The sequence below is a fragment of the Microbulbifer donghaiensis genome, assembly GCF_900129095.1.
Classification (GTDB): Bacteria; Pseudomonadota; Gammaproteobacteria; order Pseudomonadales; family Cellvibrionaceae; genus Microbulbifer; species Microbulbifer donghaiensis.
In genome coordinates this window covers 317,565-336,376 of the sequence record NZ_FQVA01000002.1, presented here as the reverse complement: position 1 = coordinate 336,376, position 18,812 = coordinate 317,565, and the positions used below count along the sequence as shown (strand labels likewise).

General features: G+C 60.6%; 16 protein-coding genes. 10 read left to right on the top strand and 6 right to left on the bottom strand.

From position 1 onward, the window contains the following. Positions 1-166: 166 nt before the first annotated feature. Positions 167-1,102, bottom strand: a complete 936-nt coding sequence (locus BUC36_RS11745; RefSeq protein ID WP_073275329.1) for a D-2-hydroxyacid dehydrogenase — start codon at positions 1,100-1,102, stop codon at positions 167-169. A gap of 71 nt (positions 1,103-1,173) precedes the next feature. Then, positions 1,174-3,234 carry a methionine--tRNA ligase gene (gene metG, locus BUC36_RS11740; RefSeq protein WP_073275327.1) on the bottom strand — a complete coding sequence of 687 codons (2,061 nt, stop codon included), beginning with the start codon at positions 3,232-3,234 and terminating at the stop codon, positions 1,174-1,176. A gap of 196 nt (positions 3,235-3,430) precedes the next feature. Between metG and apbC the strand changes: the two genes are divergently transcribed. From apbC to BUC36_RS11725, 4 genes are all read left to right on the top strand, one after another. Then, on the top strand, positions 3,431-4,573 hold the full coding sequence (gene apbC / locus BUC36_RS11735) for an iron-sulfur cluster carrier protein ApbC (RefSeq protein ID WP_073275325.1): 1,143 nt from the start codon (positions 3,431-3,433) through the stop codon (positions 4,571-4,573). Positions 4,574-4,717: 144 nt separating this feature from the next. Then, complete coding sequence (locus BUC36_RS18810; protein WP_143186966.1) at positions 4,718-5,122, top strand: hypothetical protein; 405 nt, start codon at positions 4,718-4,720, stop codon at positions 5,120-5,122. A 13-nt stretch (positions 5,123-5,135) separates the two neighbouring features. Then, complete coding sequence (locus BUC36_RS18805) at positions 5,136-5,381, top strand: hypothetical protein (RefSeq protein ID WP_143186965.1); 246 nt, start codon at positions 5,136-5,138, stop codon at positions 5,379-5,381. Further along, positions 5,359-5,769 (top strand): hypothetical protein, encoded by a 411-nt coding sequence (locus tag BUC36_RS11725; protein ID WP_073275321.1) that lies wholly within the window; start codon positions 5,359-5,361, stop codon positions 5,767-5,769. The genes BUC36_RS18805 and BUC36_RS11725 overlap by 23 nt, the downstream gene beginning before the upstream one ends. Here BUC36_RS11725 and trhO read toward each other — a convergent pair. Continuing rightward, entirely contained in the window at positions 5,766-6,752 is a 987-nt protein-coding gene (gene trhO / locus BUC36_RS11720; RefSeq protein ID WP_073275319.1) for an oxygen-dependent tRNA uridine(34) hydroxylase TrhO, read from the bottom strand. The two genes, BUC36_RS11725 and trhO, sit on opposite strands and share 4 nt — an antisense overlap. A 237-nt stretch (positions 6,753-6,989) precedes the next feature. Between trhO and BUC36_RS11715 the strand changes: the two genes are divergently transcribed. Next, positions 6,990-7,250: a baseplate wedge protein 53 gene (locus BUC36_RS11715; protein ID WP_073275317.1), complete on the top strand. Its 261-nt coding sequence runs from the start codon at positions 6,990-6,992 to the stop codon at positions 7,248-7,250. A 263-nt stretch (positions 7,251-7,513) separates the two neighbouring features. Beyond that, entirely contained in the window at positions 7,514-8,047 is a 534-nt protein-coding gene (locus tag BUC36_RS11710; protein WP_073275316.1) for a hypothetical protein, read from the top strand. Positions 8,048-8,157: 110 nt separating this feature from the next. Here the strand turns inward: BUC36_RS11710 and BUC36_RS11705 are convergent, their stop codons facing one another. The 3 genes from BUC36_RS11705 to ydiJ all read right to left on the bottom strand — a co-directional run bounded on the left by BUC36_RS11705 (position 8,158) and on the right by ydiJ (position 12,937). Further along, positions 8,158-8,466: a 3D domain-containing protein gene (locus tag BUC36_RS11705; protein WP_234994974.1), complete on the bottom strand. Its 309-nt coding sequence runs from the start codon at positions 8,464-8,466 to the stop codon at positions 8,158-8,160. Between the two features lie 635 nt (positions 8,467-9,101). Beyond that, positions 9,102-9,779, bottom strand: a complete 678-nt coding sequence (locus BUC36_RS11700) for a tetratricopeptide repeat protein (protein WP_073275312.1) — start codon at positions 9,777-9,779, stop codon at positions 9,102-9,104. Between the two features lie 77 nt (positions 9,780-9,856). Next, entirely contained in the window at positions 9,857-12,937 is a 3,081-nt protein-coding gene (ydiJ, locus tag BUC36_RS11695; RefSeq protein WP_073275310.1) for a D-2-hydroxyglutarate dehydrogenase YdiJ, read from the bottom strand. Between the two features lie 174 nt (positions 12,938-13,111). On the opposite strand from ydiJ, the gene BUC36_RS11690 reads away from it, so the two are divergent. From BUC36_RS11690 to BUC36_RS11675, 4 genes are all read left to right on the top strand, one after another. Further along, a complete protein-coding gene (locus BUC36_RS11690; protein ID WP_073275308.1) occupies positions 13,112-14,074 on the top strand; it encodes a YbgA family protein in 963 nt (320 codons plus the stop codon). Between the two features lie 10 nt (positions 14,075-14,084). Next, positions 14,085-15,029 carry a MerR family transcriptional regulator gene (locus BUC36_RS19360; RefSeq protein ID WP_073275306.1) on the top strand — a complete coding sequence of 315 codons (945 nt, stop codon included), beginning with the start codon at positions 14,085-14,087 and terminating at the stop codon, positions 15,027-15,029. Further along, a complete protein-coding gene (gene phrB / locus BUC36_RS11680) occupies positions 15,026-16,489 on the top strand; it encodes a deoxyribodipyrimidine photo-lyase (protein ID WP_073275304.1) in 1,464 nt (487 codons plus the stop codon). Before BUC36_RS19360 ends, phrB begins: the two co-directional genes overlap by 4 nt. Before the next feature lie 118 nt (positions 16,490-16,607). Then, positions 16,608-18,782, top strand: a complete 2,175-nt coding sequence (locus BUC36_RS11675; protein ID WP_073275302.1) for an autotransporter outer membrane beta-barrel domain-containing protein — start codon at positions 16,608-16,610, stop codon at positions 18,780-18,782. Positions 18,783-18,812 lie beyond the last annotated feature (30 nt).

Below are 18,812 nucleotides of genomic sequence, written 5' to 3'. Positions count from 1 at the left end.
TGCTCCGGCAGTCGCCGCGCGAAATCGGTTGCTGCCTGTGGCGGGCCAGAGATTCGTACAGAAACAGTCAGGCGGGGCTGTTCTGAATCCACTGCACTGGATAGCTTTTCCTGTCCGGTAGCGCAACTAGAACAGCGGGAAAAATGCAAACGACTGCGTTATCGGTTCACTCTGCCGAGCGCCACTCCCGGATGTTTTTCACCACGCCATCCAGTAATCGCTGGCGGCTCTCGCGGCTGATCCAGGCGTTGTGCGGCGTGATGATCAGGTTGGGGATATCATCGGCCAGCAGCGGGTGGTCCGCGGGTGGCGGCTCCACGCTCAGTACATCGAGCGCTGCGCCGCCGAGGTGACCACTGCGCAACGCGTCGGCGAGCGCCGTTTCATCCACCAGGCCACCGCGGGCGGTATTGATCAGCAGCGCGCCGGGTTTCATTGCAGCGAGAAAAGCTTTGTCGACCAGTTTCTCCGTGTGTTCGCTCAGCGGGCAGTGCAAGCTGATTACATCGGATTCTGCCAACAATTGCTGCAGCGGCACCCGGTCCTGTTGCTGTTGCCCGACAAACGATTCGGCCACCAGAATATTCATTCCCAGTGCTCGGCCGAGGTCTGCAACTTTGCGGCCCAAATCGCCATAGCCGATAATGCCGAGGTTCTTGCCGGCCAGTTCCATCACCGGGTGCTCCAGCAGGCAGAAGATGGGGGAACGAGTCCAATGGCCGGATCGGACATCGGTGTGGTAATCGTGCCAGCGAGTGGCCAGGGCGAGGATCAGCGTCAGTGCATGCTGTGGCACCGATGCGCCGGCGTAGCCCTGTACGTTGCGCACCGGGATTTTGCTCTCCCGCGCCGCATCCATGTCGATATTGTTGGTGCCGGTGGCACAAACGCAGATGAGTTTCAGCTGGGGAGATTTTTCAATAATCGCGCGGTCCAGTACCACCTTGTTGGTGATGACCACATCCGCACTCTTAATGCGCGCGGCCGTTTCCTCTGGCGCGGTGGTTTCGTAAAAATCCCAGTGGTCCAGGGATTTCTCCAGGGCCGAGGTGTCCAGCTCGTCCAGCTTCATGGTCAGGGTATCGAGGAAAACGCCGCGCATGATTCAGTCCTTGTCGATGGCAAAAGGGCGAACCATTAGTTCGCCCTTACGATAGTTGCTGCTGCTCGCGATCACATCACGCGCATACCCGGCTTGGCGCCGACGTGGGGTTCGAGGATCCACAGGTCCTTGCCGCCGGGGCCGGCAGCCAGGACCATGCCCTCGCTGACACCGAAGCGCATCTTGCGCGGCGCCAGGTTGGCCACCATGACGGTGTGCTTGCCTTCCAGGTCTTCCGGCTTGTAGGCGCTCTTGATGCCGGCGAACACCTGGCGTGTCTCGCCGCCGAGGTCCAGGGTCAGCTTCAGCAGCTTGCCGGCGCCCTCCACGTGTTCCGCCTTGGCGATCAGGGCGATGCGCAGATCCACCTTGGCGAAATCGTCGAATTCGATCTGCGGGGCGATCGGCTCGTCTTCCAGCGGGCCCTTGTCCACGGCGCCCGTGGTGCCGGCCGGTTTGGTTTCCGCCTGCAGCTGCGCCAGGGACTCCTTGGCGGCTTCCATAACGGCGTCCACCTGGGTTTTTTCCACGCGCTGCAGCAGTGGATTGAATTTGCTGATCGCGTGGCCGGCCAGCGGGGTGGTTGCGGCGTGCCAGTCGAGTTCGCAGTTCAGGAACTCTGCCGCTTTCGCCGCGGTATTCGGCAGCACCGGTGCCAGCCAGGTCATCAGGGCGCGGAACATGTTGACGCCCTGGGAGCAGATGGCCAGTACTTCAGCCTCTTTGCCTTCCTCCTTGGCCAGCGACCAGGGGGCCTTGTCGGCGATCCAGGCATTGGCGGCATCCGCCAGCGCCATGATGTCGCGCATGGCGCGGGCGTATTCGCGGTTTTCGTAGTAATCGGCGATGCGCGGCGCAGCTTCGACAAACTGGTTCCACAGTTTCTCATCCGCCAGTTCTGCGGCCAGTTCGCCGCCGGACTTGCTGACGAACTTGGCGGTGCGCGAGGCGATATTGACGACCTTGCCCACCAGGTCCGAATTCACCTTGGCGATAAAGTCGTCGAGGTTCAGGTCCAGGTCGTCGACGCCGGCGGTCAGCTTGGCGGCGAAGTAGTAGCGCAGGTATTCCGGGTTCAGGTGGTCCAGGTAATTGCGCGCGTTGATGAAGGTGCCGCGGGACTTGGACATCTTCTTGCCATTCACGGTCAGGAAGCCGTGCACGCACACCTTGGTCGGCGTGCGGAAATCCGCGGAGTCCAGCATCGCCGGCCAGAACAGGGCGTGGAAGTTGACGATATCCTTGCCGATAAAGTGATACACCTCGGCGTCGCTGTCCTTCTTCCAGTACTCCTGCCAGTCGAGTCCGTTCTGGTCACAGTAATTTTTCAGGCTGGCCATATAGCCGATCGGCGCGTCCAGCCATACGTAGAAGTATTTACCCGGTGCGTCCGGGATCTCGAAGCCGAAGTAGGGCGCGTCGCGGGAGATGTCCCACTCCTGCAGGCCTTCCTCCAGCCACTCCGCCAGTTTGTTCGCCACTTCGTCCTGCAGGGTGCCGGAACGGGTCCAGTCTTTCAGGAAGTCGGTAAAGGCCGGCAGGGTAAAGAAGAAGTGCTCGGACTCCTTCTCTACCGGGGTCGCGCCGGAAATGGCGGAGACCGGGTCGATCAGTTCGGTGGGGCTGTAGGTGGCGCCACAGGCCTCGCAGTTATCGCCATACTGGTCGGGCGTGCTACAGCGCGGGCAGGTACCCTTGATGTAGCGGTCGGCGAGGAACAGCTGCTTCTCCGGATCGAACGCCTGGGTAATGGTACGCGAGGCGATATGGCCGTTTTCGCTCAGGCGCTGGTAGATCATCGCGGACAGCTCGCGGTTCTCCGCCGAGTGGGTGGAGTGGTAGTTGTCGACACCGATCAGGAAGTCGGCGAAGTCGCGCTCGTGTTCGGCCTGCATCTTGGCGATGTGCTGTTCCGGGGTCAGCCCCAGCTGTTCGGCCTTCAGCATGATGGCGGTGCCGTGGGCATCGTCGGCGCACATATACAGGCAGTCGTGGCCGCGCGCGCGCTGGAAACGCGCCCAGATGTCGGTCTGGATATATTCGAGCACATGGCCCAGGTGCAGGGAGCCATTGGCATAGGGGAGTGCGCTGGTAACGAGGATTTTTCTCGGGGCGGGGCGCGTTTCTGACATCGGTTCTTCCATCGGCTGAGGGGTTGTGGCCAGGGCTCGCAGATAAGCGGCCGGACATCGTCAAAAGACCGCGGAATATAGCAGAAATGGGCCTGTGGCGGCACCCGGAGAAGTGGTGCCGGTGGGACGCGCTGGCGCTGGCGGGGCCTATCCGACACAATGCCGCCCATCGAGTATTCACCGCGAGGGAAACACAGTGAGCGATCACCAGCACGACCACGACCACCAAGACCTGCCGGAAGAGGTGCAGACGGAACTGGAGCGCCTGGCGGAGTGCCTCGGCCAGCTGCACGACCCGGCTACCAGCCTGCCGCTGGACGAGCTGGATGCGGAGATCGAGGTCGGCTTCGAGGGCGACACGGTGTTTGTCGGCGTCACGCTGGGCTACCCCTGCGCCAGCGAGGAAGAGAGCTGGAGCGCGCGAGTGCACGAGGCCTGCCTGCCGCTGCTGAAGGGCGGCCCCCTGGGCGGCAGCCAGCTGCAGTTTGAGCTGTTCAGCGATATACCGGCCACGCCGGCGGGCGATGTACCCGGACCCCTGCAGGGCGTAAAGAATATCGTCGCGGTGGCCTCCGGCAAGGGCGGCGTGGGCAAGTCCACCACCGCGGTGAACCTGGCCCTGGCGCTGGCCGCCGAGGGTGCCCGTGTCGGCCTGCTGGATGCGGATATCTATGGCCCCAGCCTGCCCACCATGCTCGGTACCGAGGGCGCGCGCCCTCAGGTGAAGGAGCAGAAGTTCTTCGTCCCGGTTGAGGTGCAGGGGCTGCAGACCATGTCCCTCGGCTACCTGATGACCGAGGATACACCGGCGGTTTGGCGCGGCCCCATGGCCAGCGGCGCGCTGAATCAGATACTGACGCAGACGCTGTGGGGAGAACTGGATTATCTGGTTGTGGACATGCCGCCGGGCACCGGCGACATTCAGCTGACGCTGGCACAAAAAACTACGCTCGCCGGCGCGGTAATTGTGACGACACCCCAGGATCTCGCGCTGAAAGATGCGATCAAGGGCGTGGAGATGTTTCGCAAGGTATCGGTGCCGGTACTGGGCATCGTCGAGAATATGTCGCTGCACACCTGCACCAATTGCGGACACAGTGAGCCCATCTTCGGCAGTGGCGGCGGTGAGCGTATCGCCGCCGATTACGACACGCGCCTGCTGGGACAGCTGCCGCTGGCAATGGCAATCCGCGAGGGGACCGACAGCGGCCTGCCCAGTGTCGCCGCGGAACCGCAGGGGGAAATCGCCGGTTTTTACCGCGACATTGCCCGTCGCGCCGCCGCTCAGATCTGGCTCAGTGTCGGCGACGAGCTGTTACCGGAAATCGAAATAAGTTGAGTGGACTCGAGAATCGGTTCACAAACGGATAAATTTTTTAACGAAGTGGTTTTGGCGGGATATCGTTCCTAATATATTCAGGGCAATACTTTCGCGCCACTGGTTTTCGGGAGTGGTGAAATTGCAGTTCACACGGAAAACTGGATGTCCCGAAATTTCCAAATCCGCTACCAACTGGCCGGGCGTATTGTCCGGCTTCATTTTATCGGCCGGGTGGGGCTGGCCGAGCGCCTGCAGGCTGCCGGTCAGGTAGCGGCGAAGTTCCGTCACCTGCGGCAGCTGCGCCTGTTTGTCGATACCCGCTATGCGGAAACTGCGATGACATCGGCCGAGCAGCGCCAGTTTGTCGACTTTGTACTGGGGCATCCGGTCCTGCGGCGGGCCAGGATCGCGGTACTGTATCGCACCGGTTGCAGTCCGGTGGCACTGATGGCGCAGCGGATGTCCGGGCGCAGTGACAGCATCAGGCCATTTCTGGTGGAGTCCGAAGCGTTGGCGTGGTTGTGCAGCCAACGGTCGGCGACCAGGTGGACCTGCCATTCCCGCTAGTAGCCTCTCGACTATGAGCCACTGCATCTCTGCGGTGGTGATGGTTTCCTCTCTTCCGGGACTTGCGCCGCCTTCATTCTTGCCATTAGGCGTCATTTTGCTTTTCGCAGCTCACAATCGTGCAAATTCGGGTGTACTCGGAAAGGGAGATATTTATACTGGTGATTCTGTTCTCACCACAGATGTGAAGTGGTTCACTAAAAATAACAATGATGAGGCGCAGGTGCTTCGCAGCGATGAATTTTCACATCACTTATAGACCCGAAGTCGGCATCGCCCGGATACTGTTTTACGGCACCGTCGGGCTGGCGGAACGTATGGAAGCTGTCGGAATAGTGGCGGAGAAATTCCAACATCGCACACCGTTGCGGCTGCTGGTGGATCTGCGCTACGCACGCTCGGTGATCGCGCCGGAAGAGCAGCGCCGGCTCGGCCGCTTCCTCGCCGAGCATCCTGTGCTGGGTAGGGCACATATCGCCGTATTGTATTCCCGGAATCGCTATTCCTCGCTGATGGTTGCCAGCGAGGCCAAATCGCGCGGGCACAGCTCCCGGGAATTCGATATTGAGGCAGAAGCGGAAGCCTGGCTACTGCAGACGAAAGATGAGTCGCCGTCCCTGGCGTCGCGACTATCGGTAACCGCTTAGGCGTCCTGCGCTTCCGCCTGACGGCGGCGGTCTTCCTGCTTCTGGTGACGGCGCGCAGCGGTCAGTTGCCGCGCTTCCTGTCCGAGGTGTTCCTCACCGCGTGCTTTGGCCAGCTGAATCTGTTTTTCCCGCTCGCGGAAACGGGCGCGGTCGGTCTCGGAGACCTGGTCGAAACAGCGGGGGCAACTGACACCCTGTTCGAACTTCGGTGACTGCATTTCTTCAGCGGTTACCGGCATACGACAGGCATTGCATTGGTCGTAGTTGCCGCGCTGCAGGTCGTGGTCGACGGTCACGCGCTCATCGAATACAAAGCATTCGCCCTGCCACAGGGTTTCTTCTTTCGGCACTTCCTCCAGATATTTGAGGATGCCACCCTGCAGGTGGTAAACCTCTTCAAAACCCTGTTCCTTCAGATAAGCGGTGGATTTTTCACAGCGGATACCGCCGGTACAGAACATCGCAACTTTCTTGTGCCTGGCCGGGTCGAGGTTGTCGCTGACGTACTGCGGAAACTCGCGGAAACTAGTGGTGTTCGGATTCACCGCATTCTTGAAGGTGCCGACCTGGTACTCGTAATCGTTGCGGGTATCGATCAGGACCACTTCCGGGTCGCTGATCAGCGCGTTCCAGTCCGCCGGCCGCACGTAGGTGCCCACCGTGCGGCGCGGGTCTATGCCCTCGACCCCCATGGTAACGATCTCGCGCTTTAGCTTGACCTTGCTGCGCAGGAACGGCAGTTGGTCGGTATAGGATTCCTTGTAGTCCAGTTCCGCCAGGCGCGGATCTGACGTCAGATAAGAGAGCAGGGAGTCGATGCCCTCGCGGGAGCCGGCAACCGTGCCGTTGATGCCCTCCCGGGCCAGCAGCAGGGTGCCGCGCACGCTGTTTTCCAACATGACATTCAGCAGGGGGTCACGCAGGGAGGTGAAATCCTCCAGGGTGACGAATTTATACAACGCACAGACGACGATCTGGTTCATGGGTTGGTTCACAAGAGTTCCTCTTTGCGGGCCGGAACGTAAATCCGGGGCATAAAAAATCGCCGCGCATTTTATCGCAATCCGCGGCAACTGTCGTACATTTATCAGGCAGTCGGGCATGCCCGGCGGGTCGATCGGGCGGCCCAACCGGTCCAGCAACTATCTAGTTGACCGGTGGGCTACAAGTTGTCACAGTCTGGCCCCTACGAGTCAGAAGCCACAGCGAGGCATTTCCCCATGGACGAAGAATTTGCACCGAAAGCGTCGGAATTGAGTCAGAGCTACCGCGAAGGCGAAGTGTCCGTCCATATCGATATATACGAGGATGGCGAGGGCGGCTGGCTGCTGGAAGTTGTCGATGACAACAATAATTCCACGGTGTGGGAGGACTCGTTCGATACGGAAGAAGAAGCCCTGGAAGAGGCGCTCGACGCGCTGCGTGACGAGGGCATCGAGACCTTCGTCGGCCCGGTCCAGGAGACCGACGAGAGCTGGTAGTGTGACCGGCCAGACTCCTCCACCACGCCACCCGGCACCGGTGCATTGACCGGTGCCGACTTCTTATTCCCTTGAATATCGGTTTGCTACTGGCAGTTATGCCGTTTTGGCCTGGATCGAGCGCACCGGGAGAGTGGCTGCTATCGTTAGAGATGAAGGGAATCGCGACAGTGTGATAGCACAACCCAATCACAGCACCGTCGCGAGACAAGCACGGAACGATTGTCTCCGGCGGCGCGATCAAGCCGGCGGTTGCCTTCCCGATGAAAGCGCTCTGTTTTCCACTTCTCCTGCTTGCCTGCCCCTTTGCGGTAGCGGAAAACATCCAGCTATCCGACCACCAGGTTCTCAAGACTGCGCTGAAAGAAGTTAAGCTGATTTCCGAGTTACACGGTTATGCCATCGTCGCCGGGCGCAGTTGCGTGGACTGCGATGAGAATACATCTATCTATATCCACAAGATCCCGCGGCCGGGCAACGGGGTGAGCGGCGAAGAAGGGGATCCGGGTAGTAGCGACCGCTACACCTACCCCGGTCAATATCTCGATTATGAGAGCAAACAGCTGGTGGAAAAAACACGCATGTTTTACGGCCAGTGTTATGAGGGCCAGCCTTCCCTCTTGTGGCTGAGTGAATACCGAGACGGCAACACCTGGATCAAATCCGAATACCTGATTGTCTTTGGTGATGATGGTCTGGAGCACCGCTTCAACGAAAACCGCCAGCCAAGTATTTTTTACACCGAAAACGCCAAGTGCGAAGAGTTGCCGGGAATCACCGCGGAAACGGAACCCTGAACATTTGCGGGAGTATTTTGCGTTGAGCCGCGATAAAAAAAGCCCCGCTGGAGGGCGGGGCTTTCTAGGGGCCCGGGATAACCCGGGCGATTAATCTTTGCGGGAGCGGGTTACTTGACCGGCTTGAATTTGATCTTCAGAGTTTTCTTGCCCCACTTGCGCGCTTTCTTGATGTCTTTTTCCATCCACACATCGATGCGGTTCTTAAAGCGCTTGTTCATACGGTCGCGTACCGTGTAGGTGCCGGGCAGACCCTCGATCTGTACTTTGGCGCCGTTGGTCAGGCCGTGTTTCTCCAGGTCGCGGGAAACGGCGATCACTTTGTCACCCGGACGCAGACGGTTGTTCCAGGCCGCTACCCAGGGGTCGTCGTCAGTCTGACCCGGTACTGAGTTATAGGCGGTTGCGTGAACGGTCATTGTCTTTTGTATGGCGGCTGATGCATTCAGGCTCACGGCTGCCGAAAGGACAGCGATCATAATAAATACTGAATTGCGCAGAGTCTGTTTCACCATGTCCCGATACCTCCAGGTGTCAAATGGTCGCAAGCCAAAATGTGCTCGCGAAATTTCCAAGAGTCTTTGGAAATAACTGACCAATAATTAATCAGCTGAGGGCTATATTACCGGCAACGAACCCCTGATCAACTTTTCCCCGCGAATCGCCAGGAAGCCGTATGTATTGGCTGCCTAATTCACGTGGCTAGAACAATATGGCTAAAAATAAAAAGATTCTGAAAAGTGATCCTTGCAAATGAATTTTCTGTAACCGGATAACCGAAAAACAGATGACAGCGTTGGTAATTGGTTTCAGCAGCCCAAAAACCACTGACAGCGATGTCATTCTAACTTTTGAGTAAAATTTACCCAGAACCTGCTTGCCGACCCGATGCGTAAAAGTAAAAAATTTCTCTGTAATTATTTGTGACTGGTGGTTCAAGAAGTGCTGTTTAGCCGCTAAATACCGACTTTAGTAGGAAAAGGTGCACCTGAAACGGCGAAAATTACAGCAGCTGTAGGACGTTTGTCCCATGGGAAGGCTTTGCCCGGGCGGGCTAAAGCGCGGTGGTGCTGGCGCGGGCCGGGGGGTTAATCTGCTCGCGCAGGGCCAGTAAATAGTTGCGATCCTCTTCGAGGTCTGGGAAGCCGTGTTGCCGGTCCAGCGATACCGCCTTTTCCAGCCACTCGACGGCCTCTTCCAGGTTGCCCTGCCACTCACATACCTGGCCCAGGTTGAAATAGGTGATGGCGAGGTTGTGCCATTCCCTTTCATCGGCCAGGTCTTGGGCTGCACCGCTGTACACGAGGTATGCGGTGCGCAGCAGGTGCGCGCGCTGAATCGGATCCTCTTCGCTGCCAGCCTGCTGATGGTAGGTGTGGGCCAGCGCCGAACGCACCCGCGCGGCTGAGTGTTCCAGGCTTGCGCCGCCGTCCAGGTAGCTGAGTACCGATTCGAATTGCGCCCGCGCCAGAGGGTAGAGGTCGGGGCGCGCATGTGCGCCGAGGGCGTTGAGCACAATACCGTAGCGGTAGCGCAGAGCTTGTTGCTGTTTAGGTTGGGGGGCGAGGGCGGCGATTGCCTTTTCGTAAAGAGGCAGGGCGGCATCGAAATCACCTTCGATGGCGAACTCCTCTGCCTGGTCGACCAACTGCTGCGGCTCGGCCTGCGCCAAGGTGGCGCCCGGAGCAAGCAGCGCTGCGCAGAGCAGCAAGTTGGTCAGGGGTCGGTACATCGGCCATTCCTGCAGGCATTGCCTGCGTTGCGGAGCGGCAGCTCCGCGTTGTCTGGGGTCTACCTGTCAGTAAACCCTTATTTTTCCAACTGCGCCAGCATTCCTTGCAATGGATGGCGCAAAGACACACCCGCGAAGCGCTTGCTCTGGCAGCGGCAGGAATAGCCGCTGGCGAGCAGCTGGTCTCCATCACTGGTGCCGTTCTGCGACAGTCGCGGCGCCCACGATTGCTGGAAGATCACTCGGGAGGTCTCTTTGTTGGCGGTCTCGTGGCCGTAGGTACCGGCCATACCGCAGCAGCCGAGGCTCTCGGTCTGCAGTTCCAGGCCCAGTGCGGCAAAGATACTCTGCCAATCCCGCAGGGAGGCAGTCGCGTTGGTCTGCTCACTGCAGTGCGGCAGCAGGCGGAAACTCCCGGGGCGCACCCGTGGGCGCTGTTGTTCGAGGTGCTGCCGCTGTGTCGCCAGCCACTCCTGCAACAGCTGAACCTGGGGCGCACCTTCGCCCAGCAGTTTCCGGTATTCGGCGCGGTAGGTCAGGGTCATCGAGGGATCCACGCCGACCAGCGGTACACCGCTTGCGGCCAACTCGTTCAGCATCTGGCTGTTAACTTCTGCCACGCGGCGGAATTGGCGCAGGAAACCGTGTACGTGCAGTGGCTTGCCATTGGCGCGAAATGGAGCGACCAGGGGTACAAAGTCCAGCTGTTTCAGCAGCCGCAACACGTCGCTGACCACCCCGGCATCGAAGTAACTGGTGAAAGCGTCCTGGACAATGATCACCGCACGGTCGCGCTGTGCCGGGCCGAGTGCGTCGAGCCTGGCAGAACTGGCAAGAGGGACGCCCAGCTCGTCCATGGTCTCGCGCAGGGTTTTCTCCGCCATCAATGGGCTGTCCGCCAGGCCCAGGCCGCGCTCCAGCAGCCATTGCACCGGCTTGAGGCCCAAGGGGAAATTGTACAGCTGCGGCAATTTCGCCAGGTGCGGTACCAGAAATTCCAGGCCGCCGACGAAGTAGTCCTTCAGCGGCCGCAGGTAGCGGCTGTAATAGAGCTCGAGAAACTTGCTGCGGAACTCCGGTACATCCACCTTCACCGGGCACTGGCCGACACAGGATTTGCAGCCGAGGCAGCCCTGCATGGCCTCGTTCACTTCGTGGTTGAAGTCGTATTCGCCGCGGGCCCGGGCCAGGGAGTTCTTGATTCGCCCGGGCAGCCCCACAAAGAAAGACTGTTCGCGCACCTTGCGCGCGACTTCCACGGCATCCACATCGCGCTGGCTCAGCAGCCGCAGCCACTCGCGCATCAGCGAGGCGCGGCCCTTGGGCGAGTGGATGCGCTCGCGGGTGGCCTTGTAGGACGGGCACATGGCGTCGTCCGGATTCCAGTTGAAGCAGGCGCCGTTGCCATTGCAGTGCACCCCCTCGCTGTAACCGTCCCAGACCTGCACCGGGATTTGCCGGTCCAGTTCGCCGCGGGTCGTGACCTCGTCGATTTTCAGCAGGCCGGAGGCGCGACTGGGGGTGGCAATCTTGCCCGGGTTCAGCTGGTTGCGCGGATCGAAGGCGGCCTTGATCTTCTGCAGCTCCGGGTAGAGTTCGCCGAAGAACTCCGGCGCATACTCGGACCTGACGCCCTTGCCGTGTTCGCCCCACAGCAGGCCCTTGTATTTCTGCGTCAGCTTGACGACCTTGTCGGTGATCGGCCGTATCTGTGCCGCCTGCTCGGGATCCTTCATGTCGATGGCCGGGCGCACGTGCAGTACGCCGGCGTCCACGTGGCCGAACATGCCGTAGCTGAGGCCGGCTTCATCGAGCACGGCGCGGAATTCGGCGATAAAGTCCGCCAGGTTCTCCGGCGGTACCGCGGTGTCCTCGACGAACGGAATCGGGCGCTTCTCGCCCTGTACATTGCCGAGCAAACCGACCGCGCGCTTGCGCATGGCCCAGATACGGTTCACCTCGGCGTGGCCGCGGGCGATGGAATAGCCGAAGCTCTTGCCCGACTGGCCGATCGCGGCCTTGACATGATCGGTGAATTTTTCCAGCGCCCGATCCAGCTCTTCCTCCGTTTCGGCGGTGTACTCCACCAGGTTGATGCCCTTGACCGGGCGCTGTTGTACTCCGGTGGAAGGTTCAGCCGGGAAGAACTCGCTGACGCTGTGCCAGACGATATCCTCCATCGCCAGCTGCAGAACCTTGCTGTCCACGGTCTCGATGGACATGGGGCCGGCCCGCATCAGGTCATTGGCGTCGCGCAGCGCGTCCTGGAACTGGTCGTATTTCAGGTTGACCAGCGCCACACATTGCGGAATCGGCAGCAGGTTCAGCTTGGCCTCGGCAATAAAGCCGAGGGTGCCTTCGGAACCGCACAGCACGCTGTTCAGATTGAAGCTGCTGTCGTCGCCTGTGGCCGTGCGCAGGTGGGCGAGGTCGTAGCCAGTCAGGCAGCGGTTCAGTTTGGGGAATTTCTGTTCGATCAGCCCGGCCTTGTCCCGCGCGATATCGTCACAGGTGCGGTGGACCTTGCCGACACGGCCGTCGCGGCGACTGATCTCGTGCAGCTGCGCATCATCGATCGGCGCCGACTGCCACAGTTCCCCCCCCAGCAATACGGTGGAGAGTTCCAGCACGTGGTCGCGGGTCTTGCCGTAGACGCAGGAGCCCTGGCCGGAGGCATCGGTATTGATCATGCCGCCGATGGTGGCGCGGTTGCTGGTGGAGAGTTCCGGCGCGAAGAACAGGCCGTGGGGCCTGAGGGCAGCGTTCAACTGGTCTTTGACCACGCCCGCCTGCACGCGCACCCAGCGCTGTTCCGCATTGATCTCGAGAATACGGTTCATGTGGCGGGAGATATCCACCACCAGGCCGTCGGTCAGGGACTGGCCGTTGGTGCCGGTGCCGCCGCCGCGTGGTGACAGCACTATCTGGTGGAAATCGTCGCGGTCGGCCAGCTCTGCCAGCAGTTGCAGGTCGCGCACGTCGCGGGGGTAGACCACCGCCTGGGGCAGCACCTGATAGATGGAGTTGTCGGTGGCCAGCACGGTGCGGCTGGCATAACTGGGGCTGATATCGCCGCGAAAACCAGCGTCAGACAATGCCTGTAGATACTGAAGGTAAAGCGCCTGTACCTCGTCGACTTCGCGCAGTGCTGGAATCATGGGCCAAAACCATAGCTCTCGGGAGGGTTTGGCATTGTAGCTGCGGCACCTGTTTGCGCAAGCGGTGCGGGGCTCAGGGGCCTGTGGTCACCAGGTTGTACAGGAAAAAATATTGTATAAGTTGATGTGCCACGCTATAAAAGTTGTACAAATTGGCGTGCGTGTACAACTTTCATGAACATCCAACTGCGGACACAGAAGATTCCGGTGGGTATCAGCCAGTGTGCCGTCGGCGACCCGGTGCGGTTTAACGGCGGCCACAAGCACAGCAAGGTATGTACCCAGCTCCTGGCCCAATGCTTCGAATTGCACCCCTATTGCCCGGAGGTCGCGATCGGTCTGGGCGTGCCGCGGCCGCCGATTCACCTGATAGTGAGCGACCGCCTGCGCGCGGTGGGTCGCGATGATGGAACCCTGGATGTTACCGATGCATTAGAGGAATACGCGGATCGTATTGCACCGGAAGTGCAGCACCTGCGCGGCTTTATCCTGATGCAGAAGTCACCCAGTTGCGGATTGCGCACCACACCGCATTTCAAGGCTGACGGTCCGGATGCCCTGGGGCACGGAGCCGGCCTCTTTGCCGCGCGCCTGCGCGAGCGCTTTCCGCATCTGCCGCTGGAAGAAGTGGGGCGACTGAATGCCAGCGACATCCGCGAAAACTTCCTCACCCGCGTCTTCGCCTACGATGCCTGGCACCGCTATGTGGCGCCGGACCCGCGGCCCGCGCGGGTGATCGAGTTCTATACCGCCTACAAGTACCTGCTGATGGCGCACCACCAGCAGATGACCCGCGAGCTGGGGCAATTCGCGGCCAATACGCGCGCCATGGAACCGCAGCAGTTTGCCTATGAGGTGCGCGGCAGGATCATGGAAATTCTCGCCCACCCGGCCAGTCGCAAGGAGCGAACCAATGCGCTGATGCACATTCAGGGCCACCTGAAAGCCTTTCTAAGCAATGAGGAGAGAAGTGAGCTGGCGCAGCTGATCGAAGACTATCGCCTGGGGCTAAAACCCCTGTCCGCGGCACTGACCATGCTGCGGCACTACCTGCCCCGCAGCCCGCACCACTTTATTCACAGCCAGGTACTGCTCGCCGCGGAGCCGGCGGAAATGGGGCTGTGTGAGTTTCGCTGAGACAGAGTCGATGGCAAATACAGAACTGCAACCGGACACACTGCTGCCGATCCGCGAAGTGGCCGAGCGCACCGGCGTCAATCCGGTAACCCTGCGCGCCTGGGAGCGCCGCTACGGCCTGTTGGTGCCCGCGCGCACCGGCAAGGGACACCGTCTGTACAGTGAGCTGGACGTACAGCGAATCGAGGAAATCCTGACCTGGCTGGCCCGCGGCGTGGCGATTGGCCAGGTGCGCCCACTGCTGCAAGACGGGCGCGAAAAAGGCGTGGCCGCAAGTGAAGCGCTGGTGAATGGCGAGCCCGCGGACAGTTGGAGCCGTTTGGTGCAGGAAACCGCAGCGGCCATCGACAATTTCTCGGCACCACAACTGCAACGGCAACTGGAGCAACTGCTGTCCAGTTACCCGTTGCCGCTGTTGTTGGATCGATGGCTGGTACCGCTACACAAGGTTCTCAGCAGCCAGGGGCGTTTTGGCTGCAGTGTCACCCAGGCTTTTTTCTGGCAGCTGCTGATCGAACAGCTGACGCTGATCGTCAGCGCCAGCCGCAAGAACCTGCGTCGCGGTGGCACCAGGCCACACAAACTGCTGCTGGTTGGTTTTTCCGGCGCTGATCAGCAGGCGTTTGCGCTGCTGTTCTGCGCGGTGTTGATCGCCGCCGGTCTCGAGGTGATCAACCTGGGGCCCGATGCGGAGCTGGGTGAGCTCGCCTTCGCCGAGGACAAGCTCAAAGCGGACGGCGTTATCTGCTATAGCCACAATGCGCTGCCAATGGCCGTACTCGGTACCGGCCTGGAGCGGGCGCTGCGCAGCCTGAAATCACCGCTGTGGCTCGCGGGCGGATTCGTCAATCTGCAGCGTCGCGATCACGACAAACTGATCGAGCGGCGGCACTGCCGGCGGCTGCCCGCGGAGACAGCGCTGGCGCTGCGAGAATTGCGGGAGCAATTGCAATGAGCAGTCGTTTTGCTTTTCAGCGCGGACTGGTATGGCTGCGTAACGACTTGCGGATACAGGACAATACTGCGCTTTATCACGCGGCCAGGAGTTGCGCGCAGGTGGCGGCAATCTTTATCGCTTGTCCTCAGACCTGGCGCAGTCACGACGAAGGCGATCCGGTGGTGTCCTTTCGGCTGGCCTGCCTGCGCGAGCTGCAGCAGAGCCTCGCCGAACGCCATATCCCTCTCTACTTCCTCGAATTGCAGAAGTTCGCGCAGGTGCCGCGCGCGATGGTGCAGATTGCGCAGAAACTGAAGATCGATGCGCTGTTTGCCAACGCCGAGTATCCGCTCAATGAGCGGCGTCGCGACAGCGACGTGCGCGAGGCGCTGAAAAAAATCGATGTGCCGATAGAGTACTGTACCGATCGCACCCTGCTGCCCCCGGGCGCAGTAAAAACCGGCAGCGGTGACGCTTACAAAGTATTCACCCCGTTCAAGCACACCTTTATCGAGCAGTGTGGCGGCACGGATTTTGCGCCCCTGCCTCAGCCGCGCACAATGGAGGAAGACGACAACTGGCCCAGCTGGATCGAAGTGCGGGGCGAACACAACCTGGTGCAGACTATTCCCGCGCAATTGCCGGGCTACCACGCGGTGCCGGAAAAAAAAGGGGAACTGCTGGGCTGGAAGCCGGGCGAAAAAGCCGCGGCCAAGCGTCTGCGGGAATTTCGCGAGGACATCGACGGCTACGAGGATGAGCGCGATTATCCAGCCATCGATGCCACCTCGCGCCTGTCTCCCTACCTGAATTGCGGCGCCATTTCGATTCGCCAGTGCGCGCATATGGCGCTGACACTGAACAACGGCCAGTGGGCCGGTGGCAGTGACGGTATCAGCTGCTGGCTGAGCGAGCTGATCTGGCGAGAGTTCTACACCCATCTGCTGGTCGCGTTTCCGCAGCTGAGCAAGCACAAACCGTTTAAACCGGAAACCGATAAGGTGCCCTGGTCCTACGATCAGGACAAGTTCCGGCACTGGTGCGACGGGAAAACCGGCGTGCCGATCGTGGATGCCGCCATGCGCCAGTTGAACCAGACCGGCTGGATGCACAACCGCCTGCGTATGGTGGTGGCTTCTTTCCTGAGCAAGAACCTGCTCATCGACTGGCGCTGGGGCGAGCGTTATTTCATGCAGCACCTGCTGGACGCGGACTTTGCCGCTAACAACGGCGGCTGGCAGTGGGCCGCATCCACCGGCACTGACGCCGCGCCCTATTTCCGCGTGTTCAATCCCTACAGTCAGTCGAAAAAATTCGATCGTCACGGTGAATTTATTCGCGACTTCGTGCCGGAGCTGCGTGAACTCGGCGATGACGAGATTCACTGTCCGCCGCCGTCGCAGAACTACCCGCCTCCCATCTGCGATGTCGGGCAGAGTCGCAAACACGCGATAGAAGTTTTTGCCGCTTTGAAATGAAGCGGGATCATCGCCGCTAGCAGTCTCTCGCAGCCACGTGGTGAGGATCTGCGTGGTAAGAAGCTGCGTGGCTATACTTGCCCCATCGCGATCTGACGAGTACGCAATGGAGTGCGCAATGGGGTTCACCGTCAAATCAATTTGCGCGGCAACGGCTTTCGCTGTTGCCGTCACCGCACTTGCCGATGATGACAGCACGCTGCTCTATCGCAATATCGTCGTGTTCGGCGACAGCCTGTCGGACGCCGGCAATGCGGGCATTTTTACCAGCAGTGATCCCGACGGTATTTTACCGAAGCAGCCTTCGGTCAGCTTTCTCGCGCAGGACCTCGGGCTGGCACCGCTGACACCGTCTTGTTCGGGGCTGGGGCCGGCATTCGGTGGTGCCATTCCCTGCGCACCGGCTCCGGGCACGCCGGAACAGCAGTTTCAGCAGGTCGCCGGCTCGGTACTGGCCAACGGCAACGACTGGGCGGTAGGCGGCAATCGCACCGCAGACGTATTGTTGGACCTGGTCGGACCGCAGCGTTTTCGCCAGCTCTTTCCGAATACCACTGTGGCCGATCACAACCCGCTGACGACGATTCTCCCCGATTCCAGCCGCTGCGGCAGCGATGGGGTCTGCGACCCGGCCGCCGGAGAGAGCCCCTACCTGTCGCCGGCAGAAGTGGCGGAGGCGGTGGCGGCCTTCGGCAATCCGGCGGCACTACAGGCACTGGTGGACGATCCAAACAACAATATCACTCTCACTGGGGTGCCCTTCGCCACCGGCCAGGGCTACCTGCCGCAGAACGGTGTCGCGAGAAACACGCTCTACTATCTCAACGGTGGCGGTAACGACATCCTTGCCGGTGTTGTCGGCGGCACCCTCTCGCCCGAACGTGTGCGGCGTTCAGTCAATTTTCTCGTTACCGCCGCGAGCGAGTTGCGCCGGGCGGGCGCGCGCTATGTGGTGGTTTCCAATGTGCCATGGATCGGTGATACGCCGCGGTTAAACGATCTTGGCGCCGCGGCAGTCAACGCAGCCAATGCCGGCACGGTGCAGTTCAACAACCGGCTGCGTATAGATCTGAATCGTGTCGGCAATGTGCTGATATTGGACACCGCGGGCATCCTGCAGCTGGCGCTCGATCAGCCGGCGCGGTTCGGTTTCGCCAACATCAATCAGTCCGCCACCTGTTACGCCGCCGGCGGCTGTGCCAATCCGAATCCGATCTACAGCGAAACCGGCAGCGCGCCTAATGCCAACCAGCTAATTTTCAATGACGGTATCCACCCGACAGTGGCGGCGCAGAAAGCCCTGGGTGATTACTATTTTTCGGTGCTGAGTGCGCCGGTAGGTTTTGCGATGCTGCCGGATCTGGGGTACCAGAATACGCGCCTGCACCAGACGAATATCGATCATCACCTGGTGGCCCAGCGTTTCCGCGACCCGACTACCACGGTGTTTTTCGGTGGCACGCTGGCCACGACCGAACTCGGTCAGGGGCCTGCCCCCAGCGAGGAGGATCTGGGCTGGGATGGCCTGCTCGGCATGAGCTTTGCCGCCACCGACAGCTTTGAGTGGGCGCTGGCCATTTCCTTCGGCAACAGTTATTACACGCCGCGAGACTTGTCACTGAAGGCGCGCTCTTTCAACCTGTCCGGGCTCGCGCGCTGGGATAACGAGCGGTTTTTTGTCGACGGCGGCGTAACCTTCAGCGGTACAGATTACTACGATGTCGATCGCCGTATCCGCCTCGGCAGTACGTTCAGTACCAGGATCGATGCGGACACCGATGGCGATGCCGTCAGTTTATTTGCCCGCGCCGGCTACGACACCGCACCCGCGCTGCCGTGCCAGGCCGGGCCTTTTATCTCTGCGGCCTGGACCCAGGTCGATGTGGACAGCTTTCGGGAAGACACCCGGCGGCAGCCGACCTATATCGGCATCCGGGGAGTGGCGGTGGATCCGCTGGGCCTGGCCGTGCGCCACCAGGACCGCGAGTACTATAGATTGCGCGCCGGGTTCTTTTACAACGGACCGGAGAAAGCCGACTGGCGCTGGTTCGGCGAAGTCTGGCTGGAGCACAACGGCGGTGACGACGTCGCCAAAGTGGGCATCGGGGTCAAGTCCATCCCCGGCAACAGCGCCTACCTGGCGGCCTACGACAGCCAGAACGCCGGGTTCTTCCAGAATGGCGTCGGCGCGCTGGTGGGGCTCAATATCACCGAGAAACTGCAGCTGTCCGGCAATATCCTGGTGCGTCCGGAAGATACCGTAGGCGGTGTGAACCTGAACTATCGTTTTTAGCCTCCGCCGCTAGGGAAAAGCGGGATGGAA

Coding starts and splice junctions, on each gene's coding strand:
- BUC36_RS11745 (WP_073275329.1), bottom strand. CDS start 1,102: ATGCGCGGCGTTTTCCTCGATACCCTGACCATGAAGCTGGACGAGCTG.
- metG (WP_073275327.1), bottom strand. CDS start 3,234: ATGTCAGAAACGCGCCCCGCCCCGAGAAAAATCCTCGTTACCAGCGCA.
- BUC36_RS18810 (WP_143186966.1), top strand. CDS start 4,718: ATGTCCCGAAATTTCCAAATCCGCTACCAACTGGCCGGGCGTATTGTC.
- BUC36_RS18805 (WP_143186965.1), top strand. CDS start 5,136: ATGAGCCACTGCATCTCTGCGGTGGTGATGGTTTCCTCTCTTCCGGGA.
- BUC36_RS11725 (WP_073275321.1), top strand. CDS start 5,359: ATGAATTTTCACATCACTTATAGACCCGAAGTCGGCATCGCCCGGATA.
- trhO (WP_073275319.1), bottom strand. CDS start 6,752: ATGAACCAGATCGTCGTCTGTGCGTTGTATAAATTCGTCACCCTGGAG.
- BUC36_RS11715 (WP_073275317.1), top strand. CDS start 6,990: ATGGACGAAGAATTTGCACCGAAAGCGTCGGAATTGAGTCAGAGCTAC.
- BUC36_RS11710 (WP_073275316.1), top strand. CDS start 7,514: ATGAAAGCGCTCTGTTTTCCACTTCTCCTGCTTGCCTGCCCCTTTGCG.
- BUC36_RS11705 (WP_234994974.1), bottom strand. CDS start 8,466: ATGACCGTTCACGCAACCGCCTATAACTCAGTACCGGGTCAGACTGAC.
- BUC36_RS11700 (WP_073275312.1), bottom strand. CDS start 9,779: ATGTACCGACCCCTGACCAACTTGCTGCTCTGCGCAGCGCTGCTTGCT.
- ydiJ (WP_073275310.1), bottom strand. CDS start 12,937: ATGATTCCAGCACTGCGCGAAGTCGACGAGGTACAGGCGCTTTACCTT.
- BUC36_RS11690 (WP_073275308.1), top strand. CDS start 13,112: ATGAACATCCAACTGCGGACACAGAAGATTCCGGTGGGTATCAGCCAG.
- BUC36_RS19360 (WP_073275306.1), top strand. CDS start 14,085: ATGGCAAATACAGAACTGCAACCGGACACACTGCTGCCGATCCGCGAA.
- phrB (WP_073275304.1), top strand. CDS start 15,026: ATGAGCAGTCGTTTTGCTTTTCAGCGCGGACTGGTATGGCTGCGTAAC.
- BUC36_RS11675 (WP_073275302.1), top strand. CDS start 16,608: ATGGGGTTCACCGTCAAATCAATTTGCGCGGCAACGGCTTTCGCTGTT.